Annotated in this window: 16 protein-coding genes and 2 pseudogenes; 11 read left to right on the forward strand and 7 right to left on the reverse strand. The window is 70.6% G+C overall.

Annotation, left to right across the window (positions count from 1 at the left end; genetic code table 11):
- Together A5714_RS13800 and A5714_RS13805 are read left to right on the forward strand one after the other, a co-directional pair.
- Positions 1-882, forward strand: an 882-nt coding sequence (locus A5714_RS13800) for a ferredoxin reductase (RefSeq protein WP_068285904.1), incomplete at its 5' end; no start/stop codon positions are given.
- Between the two features lie 97 nt (positions 883-979).
- On the forward strand, positions 980-2,263 hold the full coding sequence (locus A5714_RS13805; RefSeq protein ID WP_068285906.1) for a fatty acid desaturase: 1,284 nt from the start codon (positions 980-982) through the stop codon (positions 2,261-2,263).
- A 9-nt stretch (positions 2,264-2,272) separates the two neighbouring features.
- Here the strand turns inward: A5714_RS13805 and A5714_RS13810 are convergent, their stop codons facing one another.
- Positions 2,273-3,118, reverse strand: a complete 846-nt coding sequence (locus A5714_RS13810) for a mycofactocin-coupled SDR family oxidoreductase (RefSeq protein WP_068285907.1) — start codon at positions 3,116-3,118, stop codon at positions 2,273-2,275.
- A 189-nt stretch (positions 3,119-3,307) separates the two neighbouring features.
- Here A5714_RS13810 and A5714_RS13815 point away from each other — a divergent pair, with 189 nt between their 5' ends.
- The 6 genes from A5714_RS13815 (at position 3,308) to A5714_RS13840 (ending at position 10,770) form a co-directional block, all read left to right on the forward strand.
- Positions 3,308-4,573 (forward strand): acyl-CoA dehydrogenase family protein, encoded by a 1,266-nt coding sequence (locus A5714_RS13815; protein ID WP_068285909.1) that lies wholly within the window; start codon positions 3,308-3,310, stop codon positions 4,571-4,573.
- A complete protein-coding gene (locus A5714_RS13820; protein WP_068070328.1) occupies positions 4,570-5,379 on the forward strand; it encodes an SDR family NAD(P)-dependent oxidoreductase in 810 nt (269 codons plus the stop codon). The genes A5714_RS13815 and A5714_RS13820 overlap by 4 nt, the downstream gene beginning before the upstream one ends.
- Entirely contained in the window at positions 5,376-6,386 is a 1,011-nt protein-coding gene (locus A5714_RS13825) for an SMP-30/gluconolactonase/LRE family protein (protein WP_082959732.1), read from the forward strand. Before A5714_RS13820 ends, A5714_RS13825 begins: the two co-directional genes overlap by 4 nt.
- 7 nt (positions 6,387-6,393) lie before the next feature.
- Positions 6,394-7,470, forward strand: coding sequence for an AraC family transcriptional regulator (locus A5714_RS13830; protein ID WP_068285911.1), 1,077 nt, complete (start codon positions 6,394-6,396; stop codon positions 7,468-7,470).
- 100 nt (positions 7,471-7,570) lie between these two features.
- Positions 7,571-9,064 (forward strand): NAD(P)/FAD-dependent oxidoreductase, encoded by a 1,494-nt coding sequence (locus A5714_RS13835; RefSeq protein ID WP_068285913.1) that lies wholly within the window; start codon positions 7,571-7,573, stop codon positions 9,062-9,064.
- Complete coding sequence (locus A5714_RS13840) at positions 9,061-10,770, forward strand: GMC oxidoreductase (protein WP_068285915.1); 1,710 nt, start codon at positions 9,061-9,063, stop codon at positions 10,768-10,770. Before A5714_RS13835 ends, A5714_RS13840 begins: the two co-directional genes overlap by 4 nt.
- 57 nt (positions 10,771-10,827) lie before the next feature.
- On the opposite strand, the gene A5714_RS13845 is transcribed toward A5714_RS13840, so the two are convergent.
- The gene (locus A5714_RS13845; protein ID WP_197513699.1) at positions 10,828-11,382 is read right to left on the reverse strand and encodes a TetR/AcrR family transcriptional regulator; all 555 of its coding nucleotides are present in this window, start codon (positions 11,380-11,382) and stop codon (positions 10,828-10,830) included.
- A 186-nt stretch (positions 11,383-11,568) separates the two neighbouring features.
- On the opposite strand from A5714_RS13845, the gene A5714_RS13850 reads away from it, so the two are divergent.
- On the forward strand, positions 11,569-12,780 hold the full coding sequence (locus A5714_RS13850; RefSeq protein ID WP_068285919.1) for a cytochrome P450: 1,212 nt from the start codon (positions 11,569-11,571) through the stop codon (positions 12,778-12,780).
- On the opposite strand, the gene A5714_RS13855 is transcribed toward A5714_RS13850, so the two are convergent.
- From A5714_RS13855 to A5714_RS13865, 3 genes are read right to left on the reverse strand one after another with little or no spacing between them, the layout of a single operon-like run.
- Positions 12,777-13,271: a DUF302 domain-containing protein gene (locus A5714_RS13855; RefSeq protein WP_068285921.1), complete on the reverse strand. Its 495-nt coding sequence runs from the start codon at positions 13,269-13,271 to the stop codon at positions 12,777-12,779. The two genes, A5714_RS13850 and A5714_RS13855, sit on opposite strands and share 4 nt — an antisense overlap.
- Positions 13,264-14,157 (reverse strand): NmrA family NAD(P)-binding protein, encoded by an 894-nt coding sequence (locus A5714_RS13860; RefSeq protein WP_068285922.1) that lies wholly within the window; start codon positions 14,155-14,157, stop codon positions 13,264-13,266. The genes A5714_RS13855 and A5714_RS13860 overlap by 8 nt, the downstream gene beginning before the upstream one ends.
- A gap of 8 nt (positions 14,158-14,165) precedes the next feature.
- Positions 14,166-15,347 (reverse strand): acetyl-CoA C-acyltransferase, encoded by a 1,182-nt coding sequence (locus A5714_RS13865; RefSeq protein WP_068285924.1) that lies wholly within the window; start codon positions 15,345-15,347, stop codon positions 14,166-14,168.
- A 95-nt stretch (positions 15,348-15,442) separates the two neighbouring features.
- Here A5714_RS13865 and A5714_RS13870 point away from each other — a divergent pair, with 95 nt between their 5' ends.
- Positions 15,443-15,919, forward strand: coding sequence for a helix-turn-helix domain-containing protein (locus tag A5714_RS13870; RefSeq protein ID WP_068070374.1), 477 nt, complete (start codon positions 15,443-15,445; stop codon positions 15,917-15,919).
- Here A5714_RS13870 and rsgA read toward each other — a convergent pair.
- Positions 15,906-16,886, reverse strand: a complete 981-nt coding sequence (rsgA, locus tag A5714_RS13875; protein WP_068070337.1) for a ribosome small subunit-dependent GTPase A — start codon at positions 16,884-16,886, stop codon at positions 15,906-15,908. The genes A5714_RS13870 and rsgA overlap by 14 nt on opposite strands.
- Positions 16,883-17,212: pseudogene (locus A5714_RS13880) on the reverse strand (3-phosphoshikimate 1-carboxyvinyltransferase); the annotation flags it as partial. The pseudogene A5714_RS13880 and the gene rsgA, both read right to left, overlap by 4 nt.
- On the opposite strand from A5714_RS13880, the pseudogene A5714_RS13885 reads away from it, so the two are divergent.
- Positions 17,206-17,549 (forward strand): annotated as a pseudogene (locus A5714_RS13885) (3-phosphoshikimate 1-carboxyvinyltransferase); the annotation flags it as partial. The pseudogenes A5714_RS13880 and A5714_RS13885 sit on opposite strands and share 7 nt — an antisense overlap.

Here is a 17,549-nt window from a genome sequence, read left to right on the forward strand (position 1 = left end):
CAGTACATCGGCATCGGCCTGTTGATGAACGGGCGCTGGCGGTGGCGGTCCTACTCGCTCACCTCGACGCCGGCCACGGGCACCCTGGGCAGGGGATCCGGCGCGCCCCGGACGGTGACCATCACCGTCAAGGCGATGCACGAAGGGTTCCTGTCGACCCACCTGGTGGCCGGCGTCGAACCGGGAACCATCGTCCGGCTCGCCGCGCCGCAGGGCAACTTCGTGCTGCCCGACCCGGCGCCGGCCTCCATCCTGTTCCTCACCGCCGGCTCCGGGATCACTCCGGTGATGTCGATGCTGCGCACCCTGGCCCGCCGCAATCAGATCGGCGACGTCGCGCATCTGCACTCGGCGCCCACCGAGTCCGACGTCATGTTCGGTGCCGAGCTGGCCGCCCTGTCCGCCGACCACCCGGGTTACCGGCTGTTGCTGCGTCAAACCCGCACCCAGGGCCGGCTCGACCTGAACCTGCTCGATCACGACGTGCCGGACTGGCGCGAACGCCACACCTGGGCCTGCGGGCCGGAGGGCCTGCTGACGCAGGCGGAGCGGATCTGGACGTCCGCCGGCATCGGCGACCGGCTGCACCTCGAGCGTTTCGCGGTGTCGAAGGCGGCCCCGGCCGGCGCCGGCGGCGCGGTGACCTTCGCCCAGAGCGGGCGCACGGTGGCCGCGGACGCCGCGACGTCGCTGATGGACGCCGGCGAAAGCGCCGGTGTGCAGATGCCGTTCGGCTGCCGGATGGGCATCTGCCAGTCGTGCGTGGTTAGCCTGGTGGAGGGCCACGTCCGCGACCTGCGTACCGGCGTCGAACATGAGCCGGGCTCGCGCATCCAGACCTGCGTGTCGGCCGCCTCCGGCGACTGTGTGCTCGACATCTAAAGGCTACTCATTGGTAACCTACGGATTCGTAGGTTACGATAGCGTAGGTACGGCACTGGCTTAGGCCGGAACACCATCAACCGGAGGGAGGACGACGATGGCGATCACCGACGTCGACGTATTCGCCCATCTGACGGACACCGACATCGAAAACCTGGCCGCTGAGCTCGACGCCATCCGCCAGGACGTCGAAGACTCGCGCGGGGATCGCGACGCCCGCTACATCCGTCGCACCATTGCCGCCCAGCGGGCGTTGGAGGTCGCGGGCCGGCTCACGCTGGCCGCGAGCTCGCGCCGGTCGGCCTGGTGGGCGGGCGCCCTGACCCTGGGCGTGGCCAAGATCGTCGAGAACATGGAGATCGGCCACAACGTCATGCACGGCCAGTGGGACTGGATGAACGACCCGGAGATTCACTCCTCGACGTGGGAGTGGGACATGAGCGGGTCGTCCAAGCACTGGCGTTACACGCACAACTTTGTGCACCACAAGTACACCAACATCCTCGGGATGGACGACGACGTCGGCTACGGCCTGCTGCGCGTCACCCGCGACCAGCGCTGGAAGCGGTTCAACCTGCTCAACCTGGTCTACAACACCATGCTCGCGCTGCTGTTCGAGTGGGGCGTCGGCCTGCAGCACGTGGAGCTGGGCAAGATCGTCAAGAAGCGCATGGACCAGGACGACGCCCGGCAGCGGGTCGACGAATTCCTGGCCAAGGCGGGGCGGCAGGTGCTCAAGGACTACGTCGCCTTCCCCGCGCTCACCGCGGTGTCACCCGGCGCGACCTATCGGTCCACGCTGACGGCCAACGCGACCGCCAACGTGATCCGCAACGTGTGGGCCAACGCCGTGATCTTCTGCGGACACTTCCCCGACGGCGCGGAGAAGTTCACCAAGACCGACATGATCGGCGAGACCAAGGGCCAGTGGTACCTGCGCCAGATGCTGGGCAGCGCCAACTTCGAGGCCGGGCCGCTGCTGCGGTTCATGAGCGGCAACCTGTGCCACCAGATCGAGCACCACCTGTACCCGGATCTGCCGAGCAACCGGCTGCACGAGATCTCGGTGCGGGTGCGCGAGGTCTGCGACTCCTACGACTTGCCTTACACCACCGGCTCGTTCCTGCTGCAGTACGCCAAGACGTGGCGGACGCTGGCGAAGCTGTCGCTGCCCAACGAGTGCCTGCGCGACGACGCCGACAACGCGCCCGAGACCCGCAGCGAGCGGATGTTCGCCGAGCTGGGGCCCGGCTTCGCGGGCACCGACCCGGCCACAGGCCGGCGGCGCGGGCTCAAGACCGCGATCGCGACCGTGCGCGGCTGGCGCCGCGCCAAGCGCGCGGCGGCCGCCGTCGAGCGCGACGACGAGCTGGCGGCCTAGAAGTTCGCGTCAGAACTTCGCGGTGGCACCCGCGTCGATCGGCAATGCCGCGCCGGTGATGTACTGCGCCTCGTCCGAGGCCAGGAACAGCACCGCATTGCTGACGGCGCGCGCCTCGATGACCGGCACCGGCAGCATGTGGAAGTGCCCGAGCACCGCCGCCGTGTCGTCCATGGTGGGGTCGGGCAGGTCCGGCCGCAGCGTGCGGTGGAACGGCTCGTTGTCGATCATCGGCGTGCGGATGTTGCCGGGATGGATCGAGTTGACCCGAATCAGCTGCGGCGCAAGCTCGTTCGCCAGAGAATTCATCAGCCCGACGACGCCGTGCTTCGCCGAGGCGTAGTGGGCCATGTACCCGCCGCCGCGCAGCCCCAGCATGGAGCTCACCAGGATGATGGAGCCGCCGCGCCCGTCGGACATGTGCGGCACCGCCACCTTGATGGTGTGCCAGACCCCGGTGAGATTGATGTCGAGCATCGTCTGCCAGGCCGTCTCTTCGATCAGCGCGGCGGGCGCGGGGCTGCCGCTGATGCCGGCGTTGGCGATCACGACGTCGGGACGGCCCAACTCGTCGACGCCCCGCTGCAGCGCATCGCGCAGACCGGCGACGTCTCGGACGTCGGCCTTGGCGGCCACGATGCGCCGCCCCGACTTCTCGACCAGCGTCGCGGTCTCGTCGAGGTCGGCCTCGGTCGCTCCCGGGTAGATGACGCCGTCGACGTCGCCGCACAGGTCCACGGCGATGATGTCGGCGCCCTCCTCGGCGAGGCGGACGGCGTGCTCTCGGCCTTGGCCGCGCGCGGCGCCGGTGATGAACGCGACCTTGCCGGCGACTCTGCCAACGGCTTTCGTCATCGTGACTGTCTCCTACGATCGAGGGGTTTCCCCGAGAGCCTAGGCCCGCTACGGCGCGGCGCAGAACGTCGTCGCGGTACGGGCGGCAGTGCGCGCCCATGCAGTCGAATGACCGCCCGGCCGGGTGACCCGCGGACACCAACGGACTAGCCGGCTGGCTACGGCCGGTCAGGGCATACCGTCGAGGGCATGGATCTGTCTGTTTCCCCGCGCGCGGCCGAGCTGGCCGACGAGGTGCGGGCGTTCGTCGCCGACGAAATTCTGCCGGTCGAGGAGGCGCTGCACCGCCGGCAGCTCGAGGCGCGCCGCGACGGCCGTGGCGCCGACCTGTGGCAGGTGCCCGAGGAGGTGCACGCCCTGCGCCGCGAGGCCCGGGCCCGGGGCCTGTGGAATCTGTTCCTGCCGGCCGGCCACGAGGGCGCCTACGCCCAGCAGTTCGGCACCCGCGGCGGCGCCGGGCTGAGCAACGTCGACTACGCCCCGATCGCCGAGGCGACCGGCTGGTCCTTCTTGGCGCCGTACGTGTTCAACTGCAACGCACCGGATTCCGGCAACGCCGAGGTGCTGTTGCGCTACGGCAGCGAGCAGCAACGGGCGCGGTGGCTCGAACCGCTGCTCGCGGGGGACATCCGCACGGCCTTCGCGATGACCGAACCCGACGTGGCGTCCTCCGACGCCACCAACATGCAGCTGACCGCCGTGGTCGACGGCGACCAGGTGGTGATCAACGGCCGCAAATGGTGGACCACCGGGATCGGGCATCCCGACTGCGCCGTCCTGATCGTCATGGGCCTCACCGACCCGCAGGCGGGCAAGTACGCGCGGCACTCGATGGTGCTGGTCCCGCGCGACGCCCCGGGCGTCAAGGTGGAGCGGATGCTGGACACCATGGGCTTCTTCGACGAGCCGTTCGGCCACGGCGAGGTGTCGTTCACCGACGTGCGGGTGCCGCTGGACAACGTCATCGCCGGCCCCGGGCGCGCGTTCGAGATCGCGCAGGGCCGGCTGGGGCCCGGCCGGGTGCATCACGCCATGCGGATGGTCGGGCTGGCCGAGCGGGCGCTGCACCTGGCCTGCGAGCGCGGCCTGGCCCGAACGGCATTCGGCAAGCCGCTCATCAACCTGGGCGGCAACCGGGAACGGGTGGCCGAGGCCAGGATCGCGATCGACTCGACGCGGCTGCTCATCCTCGACGCCGCGTACAAGCTCGACACGGTCGGACCGCTCGGCGCGCTCAGCGAGGTCAGCGCGATCAAGGTGGCCGCCCCGAACGTGGCCCAGCAGGTCATCGATTTCGCCATGCAGATCCACGGCGGCGGCGGGATGTCGAGCGACTTCCCGCTCTCCGGCGCCTGGACCGCCGCCCGGGCGGTGCGGCTGGCCGACGGCCCCGACGAGGTCCACAAGAACGTCATCGCGCGGGTGGAACTCGGCAAGCACGGGGCCAGCCGATGACGCGCGTGCTGATCACCGGCGGTTCGTCCGGCCTCGGAGCCGCCCTGGCCGCCCGCTATGCCCGGGCCGGCGCCCGCGTGCTCATCGCCGATCTCGCCGAGCCGGCGGCCCCGCCGCCGGGGGCGTTCTACCAACGCCTGGACATCAGCTCCGCCGCGGATTGGGCCGCCGCGGCCGAGCGCGTCGCCGGCGAGTTCGGCGGGCTCGATGTGCTGGTCAACAACGCCGGCATCGCCGCCGGCGGGCGCATCGACCACGTCGACGACGACCACTGGGACCGGGTGCTGAGGATCAACGTGCTCGGCGCGGTCAACGGCTGCCGCGCCTTGGTGCCGCTGTTCAAGCGGCAGGGTGCCGGCCACGTCGTCAACGTCGCCTCGCTCGCCGGGCTGGTGCACCCCGCGGCGATGAGCTCGTATTCGGCGAGTAAGGCCGCCGTCGTCGCGCTCTCGGAGAGCCTGCGCTACGAACTGCGCCCGTGGGGCGTCGACGTGTCGGTGGTGTGCCCGTCGTTCTTCCGCAGCAACCTGTCGTCGTCGCTGGGCGGCGGCGACCCGATGGCCGACCAGGTGGCGGCCAAGCTGATCGACCGCGCGCCGCGCAGCGCCGACGACATCGCGGCCCGCGTCGTCGCGGCCGTGGCACGCAAGGAGTTCCTGGTGCTGCCCGACCGCCAGGCGCGGGTGGCCGCCTGGACCAAGCGGCTGGCCCGCCCGCTCTACGAACGGCAGATGTTCGCCGCCGGGGTCAAGATCCGCCGCGCCGAGGAGCGCGCCGCCAATCCCGAAGGGGGTCAACCGCAGTGACACAGGCCCGCCGGATTCTCAAGACCGGATCCTGGACGCCCCCGCCGGCCCCGCCCGACCAGGGCCGCACCGACCGCACCGCCCCCTTCGCCATCACGCGCCGATTTCCCACCGGCGGCGAGGGTCCCGAGGACGTCATCTTCGACCGGGACGGCCTGGTGCTGACCGGCTTGGCCGACGGCAGAATCGTGCGCATCGATCCGGCCACGGGCCGGCGCACCCTGGTGGGTCGCACCGGGGGGCGGCCGCTCGGCTTGCAGCCCGGCCGCGACGGTTCGGTGCTGATCTGCGATCACGACCGCGGTCTGCTGCGGATGTCGCCCGACGGCGGCGTGCGCGTCCTCGTCGATCACGTCGCCGGCGCCCCGCTGCGCTTCGCCAGCAACGTCGTCGACGGCGCCGACGGCACGATCTGGTTCACCGTCTCCAGCCGCCGCTGGGACCTGCAGCACTACCTCGGCGACGTCTTCGAGCACTCCTGCACGGGGCTGTTGGTGCGCCTGGACGCCGACGGGGTGGCCACCGTCTTGCGCGACGGCCTCAAGTTCGCCAACGGGCTGGCCCTGGCGCCCGACGAATCGCACCTGCTGTTCGCCGAGACCGAGGGCTACCGCGTGAGCCGGTATTGGCTGACCGGCGCCAAGACCGCCAGCGTCGAGCCGCTCGTCGAAAACCTGCCCGGGTTGCCGGACAACATCAGCCTCGGCAGCGACGGGCTGATCTGGGTGGCGGTCGCCGCCCCGCGCAACGCGCTGCTCGACAGGCTGCTGCCGCGCCCGGGGTTCCTGCGGACGCTGCTGTGGAACCTGCCGACCGCCGTGCGGCCCAAGGCCACGCCGATCGCCTGGGTCATGGCCTTCGACCTCCAAGGGCGGCTGGTCCACGACCTGCGCAGCGAGGACGGCTCCTACGACTTCGTCACCAGTGTCGCCGAGCGCAACGGCGTGGTGGTGGCGGGCGGGCTGCACGCCTCCGACATCGTGCAGATCCGGTTGCCGGCAAGCTGATCCGCCGATGGACGACGTGCAGGTGTTCGCCGGGCAGCAGGTGACGCACTGGGATTTCCCGCGCAACATGGCCAGCGTCGTCCTGATGACCGACTTCGGTTGCCGCAACGGCCTGGCCGCCGCCGACGTGCTGGACGGCTCCGGCCTGTCGGAGGCCGACCTGCACGACCACGACCGGACCATCCTCGGGCGCCAGGAGCTGACCGTCGCGACCAACCTGGTCACCCGGCTGGCCGGGGAGGCCACGGAGCTGGGCATGCGAGTGGGCGGCAGCTACCACGTCGGGTCGCTCGGCATCTTCGGCTTCGCGTGCCTGACCAGTTCGACGCTGGGCGACGCCGTGCGGTTCGCGGCCCGCTACTACGAGCTCAGCTACGGCTTCTGCCTGCCCAGCGTCACGGTCGACGGGCCGGTGGCGGCCATCCGCCTGGACCTGCCCGACCTGACCGGCCCGGTGGCGCAGTTCCTGGTGCGCCGGGACCTGACCGCGATCGCCAAGGTGATGGCCGAGCTGCTGGGCAGCCCGGTCCCGTTCACGGCGATCGAATTCAGCGGCCCCGCACCGTCTTCGGGCGACGCCGCGGCCCGGGACGTGTTCGGCGTGACGCCCACCTACGGCGCGCCGGTGAACGCGGCGAGCTTTCCGGCGGCGTTGCTGAGCAACCGGTTGCCCCGGGCCAGCGAGCTGAGCGTGGCCATGTGCGAGCAGCAGTGCCAGGCGTTGCTGGAGACCCGCCGGGCCCGCACCGGCGTCGCCCGGCAGGTCCGCGACCGGCTCGCCTCCATCGACGGCGAACCGCACACGATCGCGGGCATCGCCCGGCAGCTGGCGATGAGCGAGCGGACGCTGCGGCGCCGGCTGGCCGAGGAGAACACGAGCTTTCGGGAGCTGGCCGAGGAGGTGCACCGCGTCCTCGCCGAGGAGCTGTTGGCGACGGGCGCGCTGACGGTCGAGGACGTCGCGCTGCGGCTCGGCTACGCCGAGGCGACGAGCTTCATCGCGGCGTTCAAGCGCTGGACGGGCACCACCCCGGCGCGCTATCAGCGCTCGGTGGCGCCGCGCGCGCGGCCGCTGGCGGTGTGAGCTTTCGGCGGCCGGGCGCGCCGGCAGCGTGGCCGGAATCCTGGATTTCGCGACCGCAATTGGCTGCCGCCGAGCCGTGACCAGCCCCTACGTTGGACGTATGACTTCCACGACTCGTCCTCGCGTACTGGTGATCGGGGCCGGCTTCGGCGGCCTCGCCGCCGCCTACGAGCTTTCCAAGGACGGCCTCGCCGAGGTGACGGTGCTGGAGAAGGCCGACGACATCGGCGGCGTCTGGCGGGAGAACACCTACCCCGGCGCCGCGTGTGACGTCCCGTCGAACCTGTATTCCTATTCGTTCGCGCGGAAAACCGACTGGGGCCGGCGCTACGCCGAGCAGCCCGACATCCTCGGCTATATCCACGACACGGCCGACCGGTTCGGGCTGCGCGACCTGGTGCGCACCGGGGTGGAGGTGACCTCGGCGCAGTACGACGAGGACACAGCCACCTGGCGGGTGGCGACCGCGGGCGGCGAAAACTACGAAGCCGACGTGCTGGTGCCCGCGGTGGGCCAGCTGTCGCGACCGTCGCTGCCGGCCATCCCGGGGCTGGACACGTTCGCGGGGCCGTCGTTTCACTCGGCGCAGTGGCGTCACGACGTCGACTTGGCCGGCAAGCGGATCGCGGTCCTCGGCACCGGGGCGTCCGCCATCCAGTTCGTTCCGCGGATCCGCGAAACCGCGCGGCGGGTCACCGTTTTCCAGCGGTCGGCGCCGTACGTCATCCCCAAGCCCGACCGGGCCTACACCGGCGCGCACCACGCCGCCTTCGCGAAGGTGCCGGTGTTCGCCGCCGCGATGCGGGGCCTCATCTGGCAGATCTCGGAGTTCTTCGGTCTCGCCCTGACCAGGGTGGCGCTGCTGGCCCGCCTGGTGGGGGTGCTCGCGTCGCTGAACTTGAAGTGCCACGTCAAGGACCCGGTGCTGCGGGCCAAGCTCACCCCCGATTACCCGGTGGGCTGCAAGCGGGTGTTGTTCAGCAGCGACTGGTATCCGGCCCTGGCCAAGGACAACGTCGCCGTACAGACCGAGCCCATCGCCGAGGTGACGGCGACGGGCGTGCGCACCGCCGACGGACGGCTGCACGAGGTGGACGTCATCATCTACGGCACCGGGTTCAAGGCCACCGAATTCCTGGCGCCGATGACGATCACCGGGCGCGACGGGCGCGACCTGCACGGCGAGTGGGCGGAGGGGGCCCGGGCGCACCTCGGCATGTCCGTGCCGGGCTTCCCGAACATGTTCCTCATCTACGGCCCGAACACCAACCTCGGCACCAGTTCGATCATCCTGATGATGGAGCAGCAGGCCCGCTACATCCGGCAGATCACCGAACGGCTCAGCCGGTCAAACGAGCTGCGGGCGTTGGAGATTCGTGACACCGTCGAGCAGGCCTACGACACCGACGTGCAGTCCCGTCTGGATTCCGGGGTGTGGACCACCTGCGACTCCTGGTATCGCACCGCCTCGGGCCGCGTCACCACCAACTGGCCCGGGCTGGTGCGCGAATATCAGCGCCGCACCGACACAGTGAATCTCGCGGATTACGTCGAGGTACGGCCGCGGCGAGTCGCCGAGGGGGTCAACGCGTGACGTTCGACTACGACGTGCTGGTGATCGGGTCCGGCTTCGGGGGAAGCGTCACGGCGCTGCGCCTGAGCGAAAAGGGGTACCGCGTCGGCGTGCTGGAGGCGGGCCGCCGGTTCCGCGACCAGGACCTGGCTAAAAACAGTTGGCACATCAGGGATTACCTTTTCCGGCCCGCCGTCGGCTGTTACGGCATCCAGCGCATCGACGTCCTGTCCGACGCCGTCGTGCTCAGCGGCGCGGGCGTGGGCGGGGGCTCGCTGGTCTACGCGAACACCCTCTACGAGCCCGGCGACCCGTTCTACGCCGACCCGCGCTGGAGCACGATCACGGACTGGAAGGACGAGCTGGCGCCCTGTTACAACCAGGCCTCCCGGATGCTCGGCGTCGAGACCTACCCGCGAACGACGCCGTCGGACAAGGTGATGCTGCAGGTGGCCACCGATCTCGGCGTCGCGGACACCTTCCACGCCACCCGGGTCGGGGTGTGCTTCACCGGCGCCGATGGTGAGCTGGCCGCCCCGGGCGCCCCGGTCGGCGACCCCTACTTCGGCGGGGCCGGGCCGGATCGCAACGCGTGCCGGCACTGCGGGGAATGCATGACGGGGTGTCGGCACAACGCCAAGAACACGTTGGTCAAGAACTACCTGTACCTGGCCGAAAAGCTCGGCGCGAGCGTACATCCGCTGACGACGGTGGTCGACGTGCGGCCCCGCCAGGGTGGCGGGTACGACGTCGCGACGCGTCGCACCGGGGGCAAGCTGCGCCGGGGCCGCCGCACGTTCACCGCCGAGCAGGTCGTGTTCTCGGCCGCCGCGCTGGGGACCCAACGGTTGCTGCACCGGCTGCGCGACCGCGGCAGCCTGCCGAACGTCTCGCCGCGCCTGGGCGAGTTGTCGCGCACCAACTCCGAGGCGATCCTGGCGGTGCGGGCACGCGGCGACGACGTGGACTACTCGGAGGGCGTCGCGATCACCTCATCGATCCATCCGGACGAGCACACCCACGTGGAGCCGTGCCGCTACGGGCACGACTCCAACCTGATGGGGTTGCTGGGCACCGTGCTGGTCGACGGTTCGGCGAACCTGCACGAGGGCGGCCGGCGCTGGCGGACGGGATTGAAAGAGCTTGCGCGCCAACGCCAAGACCTGCGCCGCCTGCTGAACCCGCGAAACTGGTCGGAGCAGACGATCCCCCTGCTGGTGATGCAGACCCACGACAATTCGCTGACCACCTGCACCCGGCGCTGGCTGTTCGGGCGGCGCATGGTGACGCGGCAGGGCGTGGGGGAGCCGAACCCGACGTGGATCCCGGTCGGCCACGAGGTCGCCCGCCGCGCGGCCGAGCACCTCGACGGCATCGCCGGCGGCGCCTGGGCGGATCTGGCGGACATCCCGATGACGGGGCACTTCATCGGGGGCTGCGTGATCGGTGAGACGGCCGCCGACGGCGTCGTGGATCCCTACCACCGCATGCACGGGTATCCGGGGCTGCACGTCATCGACGGCTCGACGATCACCGCGAACCTGGGCGTCAACCCGTCGCTGACCATCACCGCGCTAGCCGAACGGGCCACCTCGCTGTGGCCGAACAAGGGTGAGCCGGACCCGCGCCCGCCGCTGGGCTCGGGCTACGTGCGGGTCCGGCCGGTGCTGCCAGCCCACCCCGCGGTGCCCGACACCGCGCCCGGCGCGCTGCGCATCGGTGCCTGACGTCGTCAGGCCGGCCGGCGGGCGCCGCGGCCCGCGGTCATCTCCGAAGCGCCGGCATCACCGGTCGATGGCGTAGGGCGGCCCGAGGAACCGGCGCACCATGGCCTCCTCGGCATCGGCGTCGCCCAGGGGCCAACACCACAGCGCCAGGAACACCCGGATCAGCCATTGCGCCGCCAGGGGGTCGGGCTCGCTGAGGCCGACCATCTCGGTGGCGAAGCGGGCGACGACGGGTGAGTCGGTCAGCCACTCGTTGCTGCGCGCCGCGGTTCTCGTGCGCATGAGTTGCGCGAGGGGGTCCGCCCGCAGGCGCCGCAGCGCGACGGTGGTGGCGGTGACGACGCGGTCGGTACCGGTCAGCCCGGAGATCGCCGCACGTACCGAATCGAGGATGCGCTCCGCTTGCCGGCCCATCACCGCGTCCCGGATCTGCGCCTTGCCGCCGGCATGGCGGTAGATCGTCGCCGGTGAACAGTGGACGGCGGCGGCCAGGTCCTCGATGCGCAACGCCTCGTAGCCCCGCCGGACCATGAGGTCGGCGGCCGCGGCGTAGATCCGCTCGACGCCCGCGCTGTGGCGGTCGCGCCCGACTAGCCAATCGTCGCCCATCAGCGGCGTCCCCGCAGCGAAACCACCAACTCGTTTTATCATCGTGCGAAAAAATCCGCCGCTTCTCTCATCGGCGGTGCTGGTCGGCGCGGTGGCCTGAGAGAACCCACGCCCCGCACGTCCAACGCGGCTCCGCAGGTTCCCCGCGACCCGTTGACGCAGCTCACGGGCACCGCTCAGCCTTGGCTCATGACCGCCGTGGTGGATCCGTGCGCATTCTTCGGAAGCGCCGTGATCCAGGACCCCTACCCGTTGTACGACCGGATGCGCAGCGCGGCGGGGGTCAACCGCATCGGCGACTCCGGTTTCTACGCGGTCTGCGGGTGGGATGCCGTCCTCGACGCCGTAAACCGCGTCGAGGACTTCTCGTCGAACCTCACCGCGACGATGGTGTATCACGACGACGGGACCGTCACCCCGTACGAGATGGGTTCGCTCGGCGGCCCGATGAACGCGCTGGCGACCGCCGACGATCCCCTGCACGCGGTGCACCGCAAGTTGTTGCTGCCCCACCTGTCGGCGCGCCGGGTGCGCGTCATCGAGGAGTTCGCCGAAGCCACCGCCCGGCGGCTCTGGTCCGAGGCGTTGGTCGACGGGCGGATCGAGTGGATGAGCGCCGTCGCCAATCGGCTGCCGATGATGGTGGTCGCCCGCCTGCTCGGGCTGCCCGACGGCGACGTCGACAGGCTGATCCGGCTCGGGTATGCGACCACCACGCTGCTCGACGGCATCGTCAGCCCGCCCCAACTCGAGGCCGCCGGTATGGCCGCGCTGGAGCTGTCCGGATACGTCCTGGAGCACTTCGCCAACGCCGACGATGCCGGGCGAGGCCTGATCGGCGACCTCGCCGCGCGCAACCGCTCCGGCGAGCTGGACCAGCTTCCCGCGCTTGCGATCATGCTCACGCTGTTCAGCGCGGCGGGGGAGTCGACCGCGTCGTTACTCGGCAGCGCCGCCTGGCTCCTGGCAGACCGCCCGAGCCTGCAGGAGCAGCTGCGCGCCAACCCGGAAGCGCTGGACGCCTTCATCGAGGAGACCTTGCGCTACGAGTCGCCGTTTCGGGGCCATTACCGGCACGTGGTGCGCGACACGACGTTGGCCGGCGTCGAGCTGCCCGCCGATGCGCGCCTGTTGTTGCTGTGGGGAGCGGCCAACCGGGACCCCCGACACTTCGACTGCGCCAACGAGTTTCGGCTCGATCGTCGCGGCGCGAAGGGGCACGTCACGTTCGGCAAGGGCGCCCACTTCTGCGTCGGAGCCGCCCTGGCGCGCCTGGAAGCCCGCATCGTCTTTCGCATGCTGCTCGAGCAGACGACCTGGATCTTGGCGGCCGACGTCGGCCCGTGGCTGCCCAGCGTCCTGGTTCGCCGCCTCGAACGGCTGCACCTCGCCGTGCGCTAGCCCGTCACCTGCTCGGCCAGCGCGGCCAGCTTGGCGTCCAAAGCCTCTGCGGCGCTGCGCAAGTCGGCGTTGGGTTCGACGACCATCAGCGACGACGGCTTGACGTAAGTGAGGCTGCTTCCTTCGCCTTCGTCCACGATCACCACCTCGACGGGCGCGAACAAGCCGGCCTTGACGTCGTGGCGCAGCATCGTGATGGCGATCAGCGGGTTGCCCAGGACCACGCGCAACACCTTGCGGTCGATGCCCGCCTTGGTGATCCACGCGCCGTGGTCGAACGTGCCGAACAGCATGAACCCGCTGGGGCTGACGTGGGGTTCGACCTCCTGCTCGAACGACTCCCAGCTGTCGCGCGTGCGGGCGAACTCGTTGATCGGCACCGGCCGGTGACCGATCTCGTCCAGCAGCGCGCTGACCAGTTGGTCGTAACTCTTGGCGCTGTCGTACCGCACCCGCACGCCGTCGAAGCGAATCTCTGTGCGCTCAGACATGTTCGGCCTCTCTGTCGTGGTGCTCTTCGAACATCGAGCGGTGGTCGTTGACAAAGTCCGCGACCGTGCTGAGCGGGCGGCCGACGATGGTGCGCGCGGTATCGCTGACGCCGGCCAAGCGCCCTTCCCGTTGGTCGACCGCGACCGCTTCGAAGTGCCTGCGCTTGGCGGTGTCGTCGGGGATCCCGAGCAGCTCCAGAAACGTTGCCGCGCCGACCTTTTCGAACGGGAGCTCCCGACCGAGGACGCGGCCGACCTCGGCGGCCAGTTCCTGGTGGCTGTACTCGACCGGCCCGGTCAGGGTGTACGTGCGACCGCCGTGTCCGCGCGGATCGCTCAAGATGGTCGCGGCGGTCAACGCGATATCCCGTGCGGCGATGGGGGCGAAGCGACTCTCGGCGTCAAAGGGCATCACATAGCGGCCGCCGCGGATCGCCCCCGCGATGTAGGTCAGCCATTCCATGAAGAACGTGACCCGCAGGTTGGTCGTCGGAATGCCCGACCAGTCGAACACCTGCTCGGAGAGCCAGTGGTTCTGGGTTGCCTTACTCCGCGCCCGGGGCCGCGACTGAATGTGGCTCATGTTCACGATCAGCTCGAGGCTCTGCTCCCTGGCCGCCTGGGCGAACATCACCGCCGCTTCCACCAGTCCGTCACCGACCGGGAAATTGAAGTAGGCCCGCCGCACGCCGGCCAGTGCCGCGCGAACATCGCCCAGATCGAGCTGGTCTCCGCACACCACCTCGGCACCGGCATCGCGCAGACGTTGCGCGCGGTCGTCATCCCGCCGGACCATCGCCCTGACCGGCAGTCCGCGGTCGAGCAGGCACTCGACCATCGGACGGCCGGTGTCGCCGTTGGCGGTGGTCACCAGGACCTTGGTCATGGCCGCGCTCAGCCCAGGCGTTCGATGATGGTGGCGTTGGCCATGCCGCCGCCTTCGCACATCGTCTGCAAGGCGTACCGACCGCCGCGCTGCTCCAAAGCGTTGACCAGCGTGGTCATGATGCGGGCGCCGCTGGCGCCCAGCGGGTGCCCGATGGCGATCGCCCCGCCGTTGACGTTGGTCTTGGCCAGGTCGGCTCCGGTGTCCTTGGCCCAGGCCAGCACCACGGGCGCGAAGGCCTCGTTGACCTCGAACAGGTCGATGTCGGCCAGCGTCAGGCCCGCGCGACGCAGCACCTTCTCGGTGGCCGGGATGATGCCGGTCAGCATGTAGAGCGGGTCATCGCCCACCACCGTGGTGGTGTGGATGCGCGCCAGGGGGCGCAGGCCCAGTTTTGTGGCGCCCTCGCTGCTGGTGATCAGCACCGCGGCGCTACCGTCCGACAGCGGTGAGGAGTTACCCGGGGTGATCTCCCAATTGATCTGAGGGAAGCGCTCTTTCATCTTGTCGCTATAGAACGCGGGTTGCAGCTTGGCGAGCGTCTCGACGGTGGTGCCGGGACGGATGATCTCGTCGGTCGACAGGCCGGCGATCGGCGCCAGCTCGTTGTCGAACAGCCCCTCCTTGGTGGCGCGGGCGGCCTTATCGTGGCTGCCGGCGGAGAACTCGTCGAGCTCGGCGCGCGACAGGCCCCACTTGGCCGCGATCAGTTCGGCGCTGATGCCCTGCGGCACCAGGCCTTCGGGGTAACGCGCGGCCATGCCCGCGCCGAAGGGATCGCTGCCGGGCAACACCTGGGTGCCCATCGGCACGCGGCCCATGGACTCCACGCCCCCGGCGATCACCAGGTCGTAGGCGCCGGCGATGACGCCCTGGGCGGCGAAGCTGATGGCCTGCTGGCTGCTGCCGCACTGGCGGTCGATCGTGACCCCGGGGACGGACTCCGGGAAGCCCGCGCCCAACAGGGCGTTGCGGGCGATGTTCACCGCCTGGTCGCCGACCTGGGTGACGGCGCCGGCGATGACGTCGTCGATCTGCGCGGGGTCCACCCCGGTGCGGGTCACCAGCTCGCGCAGGCTGTGGGCCAGCAGGTCGACGGGCAGCACGTCGTGCAGCGCGCCACTGGCCTTGCCCTTGCCGATGGGGGTACGAACGGCTCCGACGATAACGGCGTCACGGCCCTGATTCATGGCTCCTCCTTGAGTCCACCATCTAGGTATATAAAGCTGTACCCAGGTAAACATCTCGGTATGCTGATTGCAACCCAGCCCGGGAGGTGATTTACATGACACTGCTGCAGGGGCCGCTCGCCGACCGTGACGCCTGGTCGGCGGTCGGTGAGTGCGCGATCGAGAAGACGATGGCGGTGGTCGGCACGAAATCAGCGATGCTGATCATGCGCGAGGCCTACTACGGCACCACGCGTTTCGACGACTTCGCCCGGCGGGTCGGCATCACCAAGGCCGCCACGTCGGCGCGGCTGTCCGAACTGGTCGACCTGGGGTTGTTGCGGCGCCAGCCGTACCAGGAGCCCGGCCAGCGCAGCCGCGACGAATACGTCCTCACCGAGGCGGGCGTGGAGTTCATGCCGGTGGTGTGGTCGCTGTTCGAGTGGGGAAGGCGCCACCTGCCCGGACGCAACCGACTGAGGCTGACGCATGTGGGCTGCGGGGCCGAGGCGACCGTCGAAATCCGCTGCGCCGAAGGACATTTAGTGCCGCCCGACGAGCTGGGTGTGCGACTGGCGGCTAAGGCTCCCTAAGCGCCCCCAGCAGCCTCCTGGCCGCGGCGACGCGGCGCGCGGCCGGCCCGGTCAGCCCGTCCAGCGCGCACTCGGGGTCGGCCGGCGGTCCCATGTGCCCACAGCCGCGCGGGCAGTTCTCGATGGTCTCGGCCAGATCGGAGAACGCCATCAGCACGTCGTCGGGCGCGATGTGCGCCAGCCCGAACGAGCGGATCCCCGGGGTGTCGATCACCCAGCCCGAGGTGGCCAGCGGAAGCGCCACCGATTGGGTGGAGGTGTGCCGGCCCCTGCCGATGTCGGTCACCGCGCCGACGGCCCGCTCCGCGTCCGGGACCAGGCGGTTGACCAGCGTCGACTTGCCGACGCCGGAGTGGCCGAGCAGCACGGTGATGTTTCCCTCCAGCAGGTCGGCCACCGCCAGCAGCGGGTCGTCACGGCCCGCGGTGACGACCGTCAGGTCGAGGTCGACGAACTGCTCGGCGAACGGCCCGGGCGGCGCGAGGTCGGTCTTGGTCAGGCACAGGATCGGCGTCAGCCCGCCCGCGTAGGCGGCGATCAGCGCCCGGTCGACCAGGCCCGTGCGGGGCGGCGGGTCGGCCAGCGCCACCACGATCAGCAGTTGGTCGGCGTTGGCGACCACCACGCGTTCCGTCGGATCGGTGTCGTCGGCCGTGCGCCGCAGAACCGTGCGGCGCTCGCCGCGCCGCACGATGCGGGCCAGGGTGTCGGTGCGCCCGGACAGGTCACCGACGACGTCCACGTCGTCGCCGACGACGATGGGCGTGCGCCCGAGTTCGCGCGCCCGCATGGCGGTGACGCGGTGCGCGGGGTCACCGTCCAGCACGCACCCCCAGCGGCCCCGATCGACGCTGACCACCATGGCCGACCGGGCGTCGGCGTGCCCGGGCCGGGTCTTGGTGCGCGGCCGCGAGCCCCGCCCGGAGCGGATCTTGACGTCGGATTCGTCGTAGTCGCCGGGTCTCACATGCCGGGCTCCCCGAGCATGCGGGCCCACAGCTGCGGAAACTCGGGCAGCGTCTTGCCGGTGGCGCCGATGTCGTCCACCTCGACACCGGGCACCCGCAACCCGACGATCGCACCGGCCATCGCCATCCGGTGGTCGGCGTAGGCGCGCCAGGTCCCCGCCCGCAGCGGGGTGGCGGTGATCACCAGGCCGTCGGAGGTCTCGCGGCAGTCGCCGCCGAGCCGGTTGATCTCCTTGCTGAGCGCGGCGAGCCGATCCGTCTCGTGGCCGCGCAGGTGCGCGATCCCGGACAGCCGCGACACCGACCCGGGGGTGGCCAGCGCGGCACTGGGAGGTCGAACCGGACCTGACCAACGCCGTGCCGTTCCTGGCGGCCGCGGCGGTGACCGGCGGGACCGTGCGCGTCACGGGTTGGCCGGCCGCCAGCGTGCAACCCGCCGACCACATCCTGGCGGTGCTGCGTGACCTGAAAGCGACTGTCACACAGGATGACTCGTCAGTGGAAGTGCGCGGCACCCGCGAGTACGCCGGTTTCGACGTCGACCTGCGGGCCGTCGGTGAACTCACCCCGTCGGTCGCGGCGCTGGCCGCGCTGGCCACCCCCGGGTCGGTGTCGCGGCTGTCCGGGATCGCGCACCTGCGCGGCCACGAGACGGATCGGCC

It is taken from the genome of Mycobacterium sp. E2462 (genome assembly GCF_001672685.1).
Classification (GTDB): Bacteria; Actinomycetota; Actinomycetes; order Mycobacteriales; family Mycobacteriaceae; genus Mycobacterium.

What these genes read in the sequence shown, in the direction of transcription:
- A5714_RS13805 (WP_068285906.1), top strand. Translation starts at nt 980, where the DNA reads ATGGCGATCACCGACGTCGACGTATTCGCCCATCTGACGGACACCGAC.
- A5714_RS13810 (WP_068285907.1), bottom strand. Translation starts at nt 3,118, where the DNA reads ATGACGAAAGCCGTTGGCAGAGTCGCCGGCAAGGTCGCGTTCATCACC.
- A5714_RS13815 (WP_068285909.1), top strand. Translation starts at nt 3,308, where the DNA reads ATGGATCTGTCTGTTTCCCCGCGCGCGGCCGAGCTGGCCGACGAGGTG.
- A5714_RS13820 (WP_068070328.1), top strand. Translation starts at nt 4,570, where the DNA reads ATGACGCGCGTGCTGATCACCGGCGGTTCGTCCGGCCTCGGAGCCGCC.
- A5714_RS13830 (WP_068285911.1), top strand. Translation starts at nt 6,394, where the DNA reads ATGGACGACGTGCAGGTGTTCGCCGGGCAGCAGGTGACGCACTGGGAT.
- A5714_RS13835 (WP_068285913.1), top strand. Translation starts at nt 7,571, where the DNA reads ATGACTTCCACGACTCGTCCTCGCGTACTGGTGATCGGGGCCGGCTTC.
- A5714_RS13850 (WP_068285919.1), top strand. Translation starts at nt 11,569, where the DNA reads ATGACCGCCGTGGTGGATCCGTGCGCATTCTTCGGAAGCGCCGTGATC.
- A5714_RS13855 (WP_068285921.1), bottom strand. Translation starts at nt 13,271, where the DNA reads ATGTCTGAGCGCACAGAGATTCGCTTCGACGGCGTGCGGGTGCGGTAC.
- A5714_RS13860 (WP_068285922.1), bottom strand. Translation starts at nt 14,157, where the DNA reads ATGACCAAGGTCCTGGTGACCACCGCCAACGGCGACACCGGCCGTCCG.
- A5714_RS13865 (WP_068285924.1), bottom strand. Translation starts at nt 15,347, where the DNA reads ATGAATCAGGGCCGTGACGCCGTTATCGTCGGAGCCGTTCGTACCCCC.
- A5714_RS13870 (WP_068070374.1), top strand. Translation starts at nt 15,443, where the DNA reads ATGACACTGCTGCAGGGGCCGCTCGCCGACCGTGACGCCTGGTCGGCG.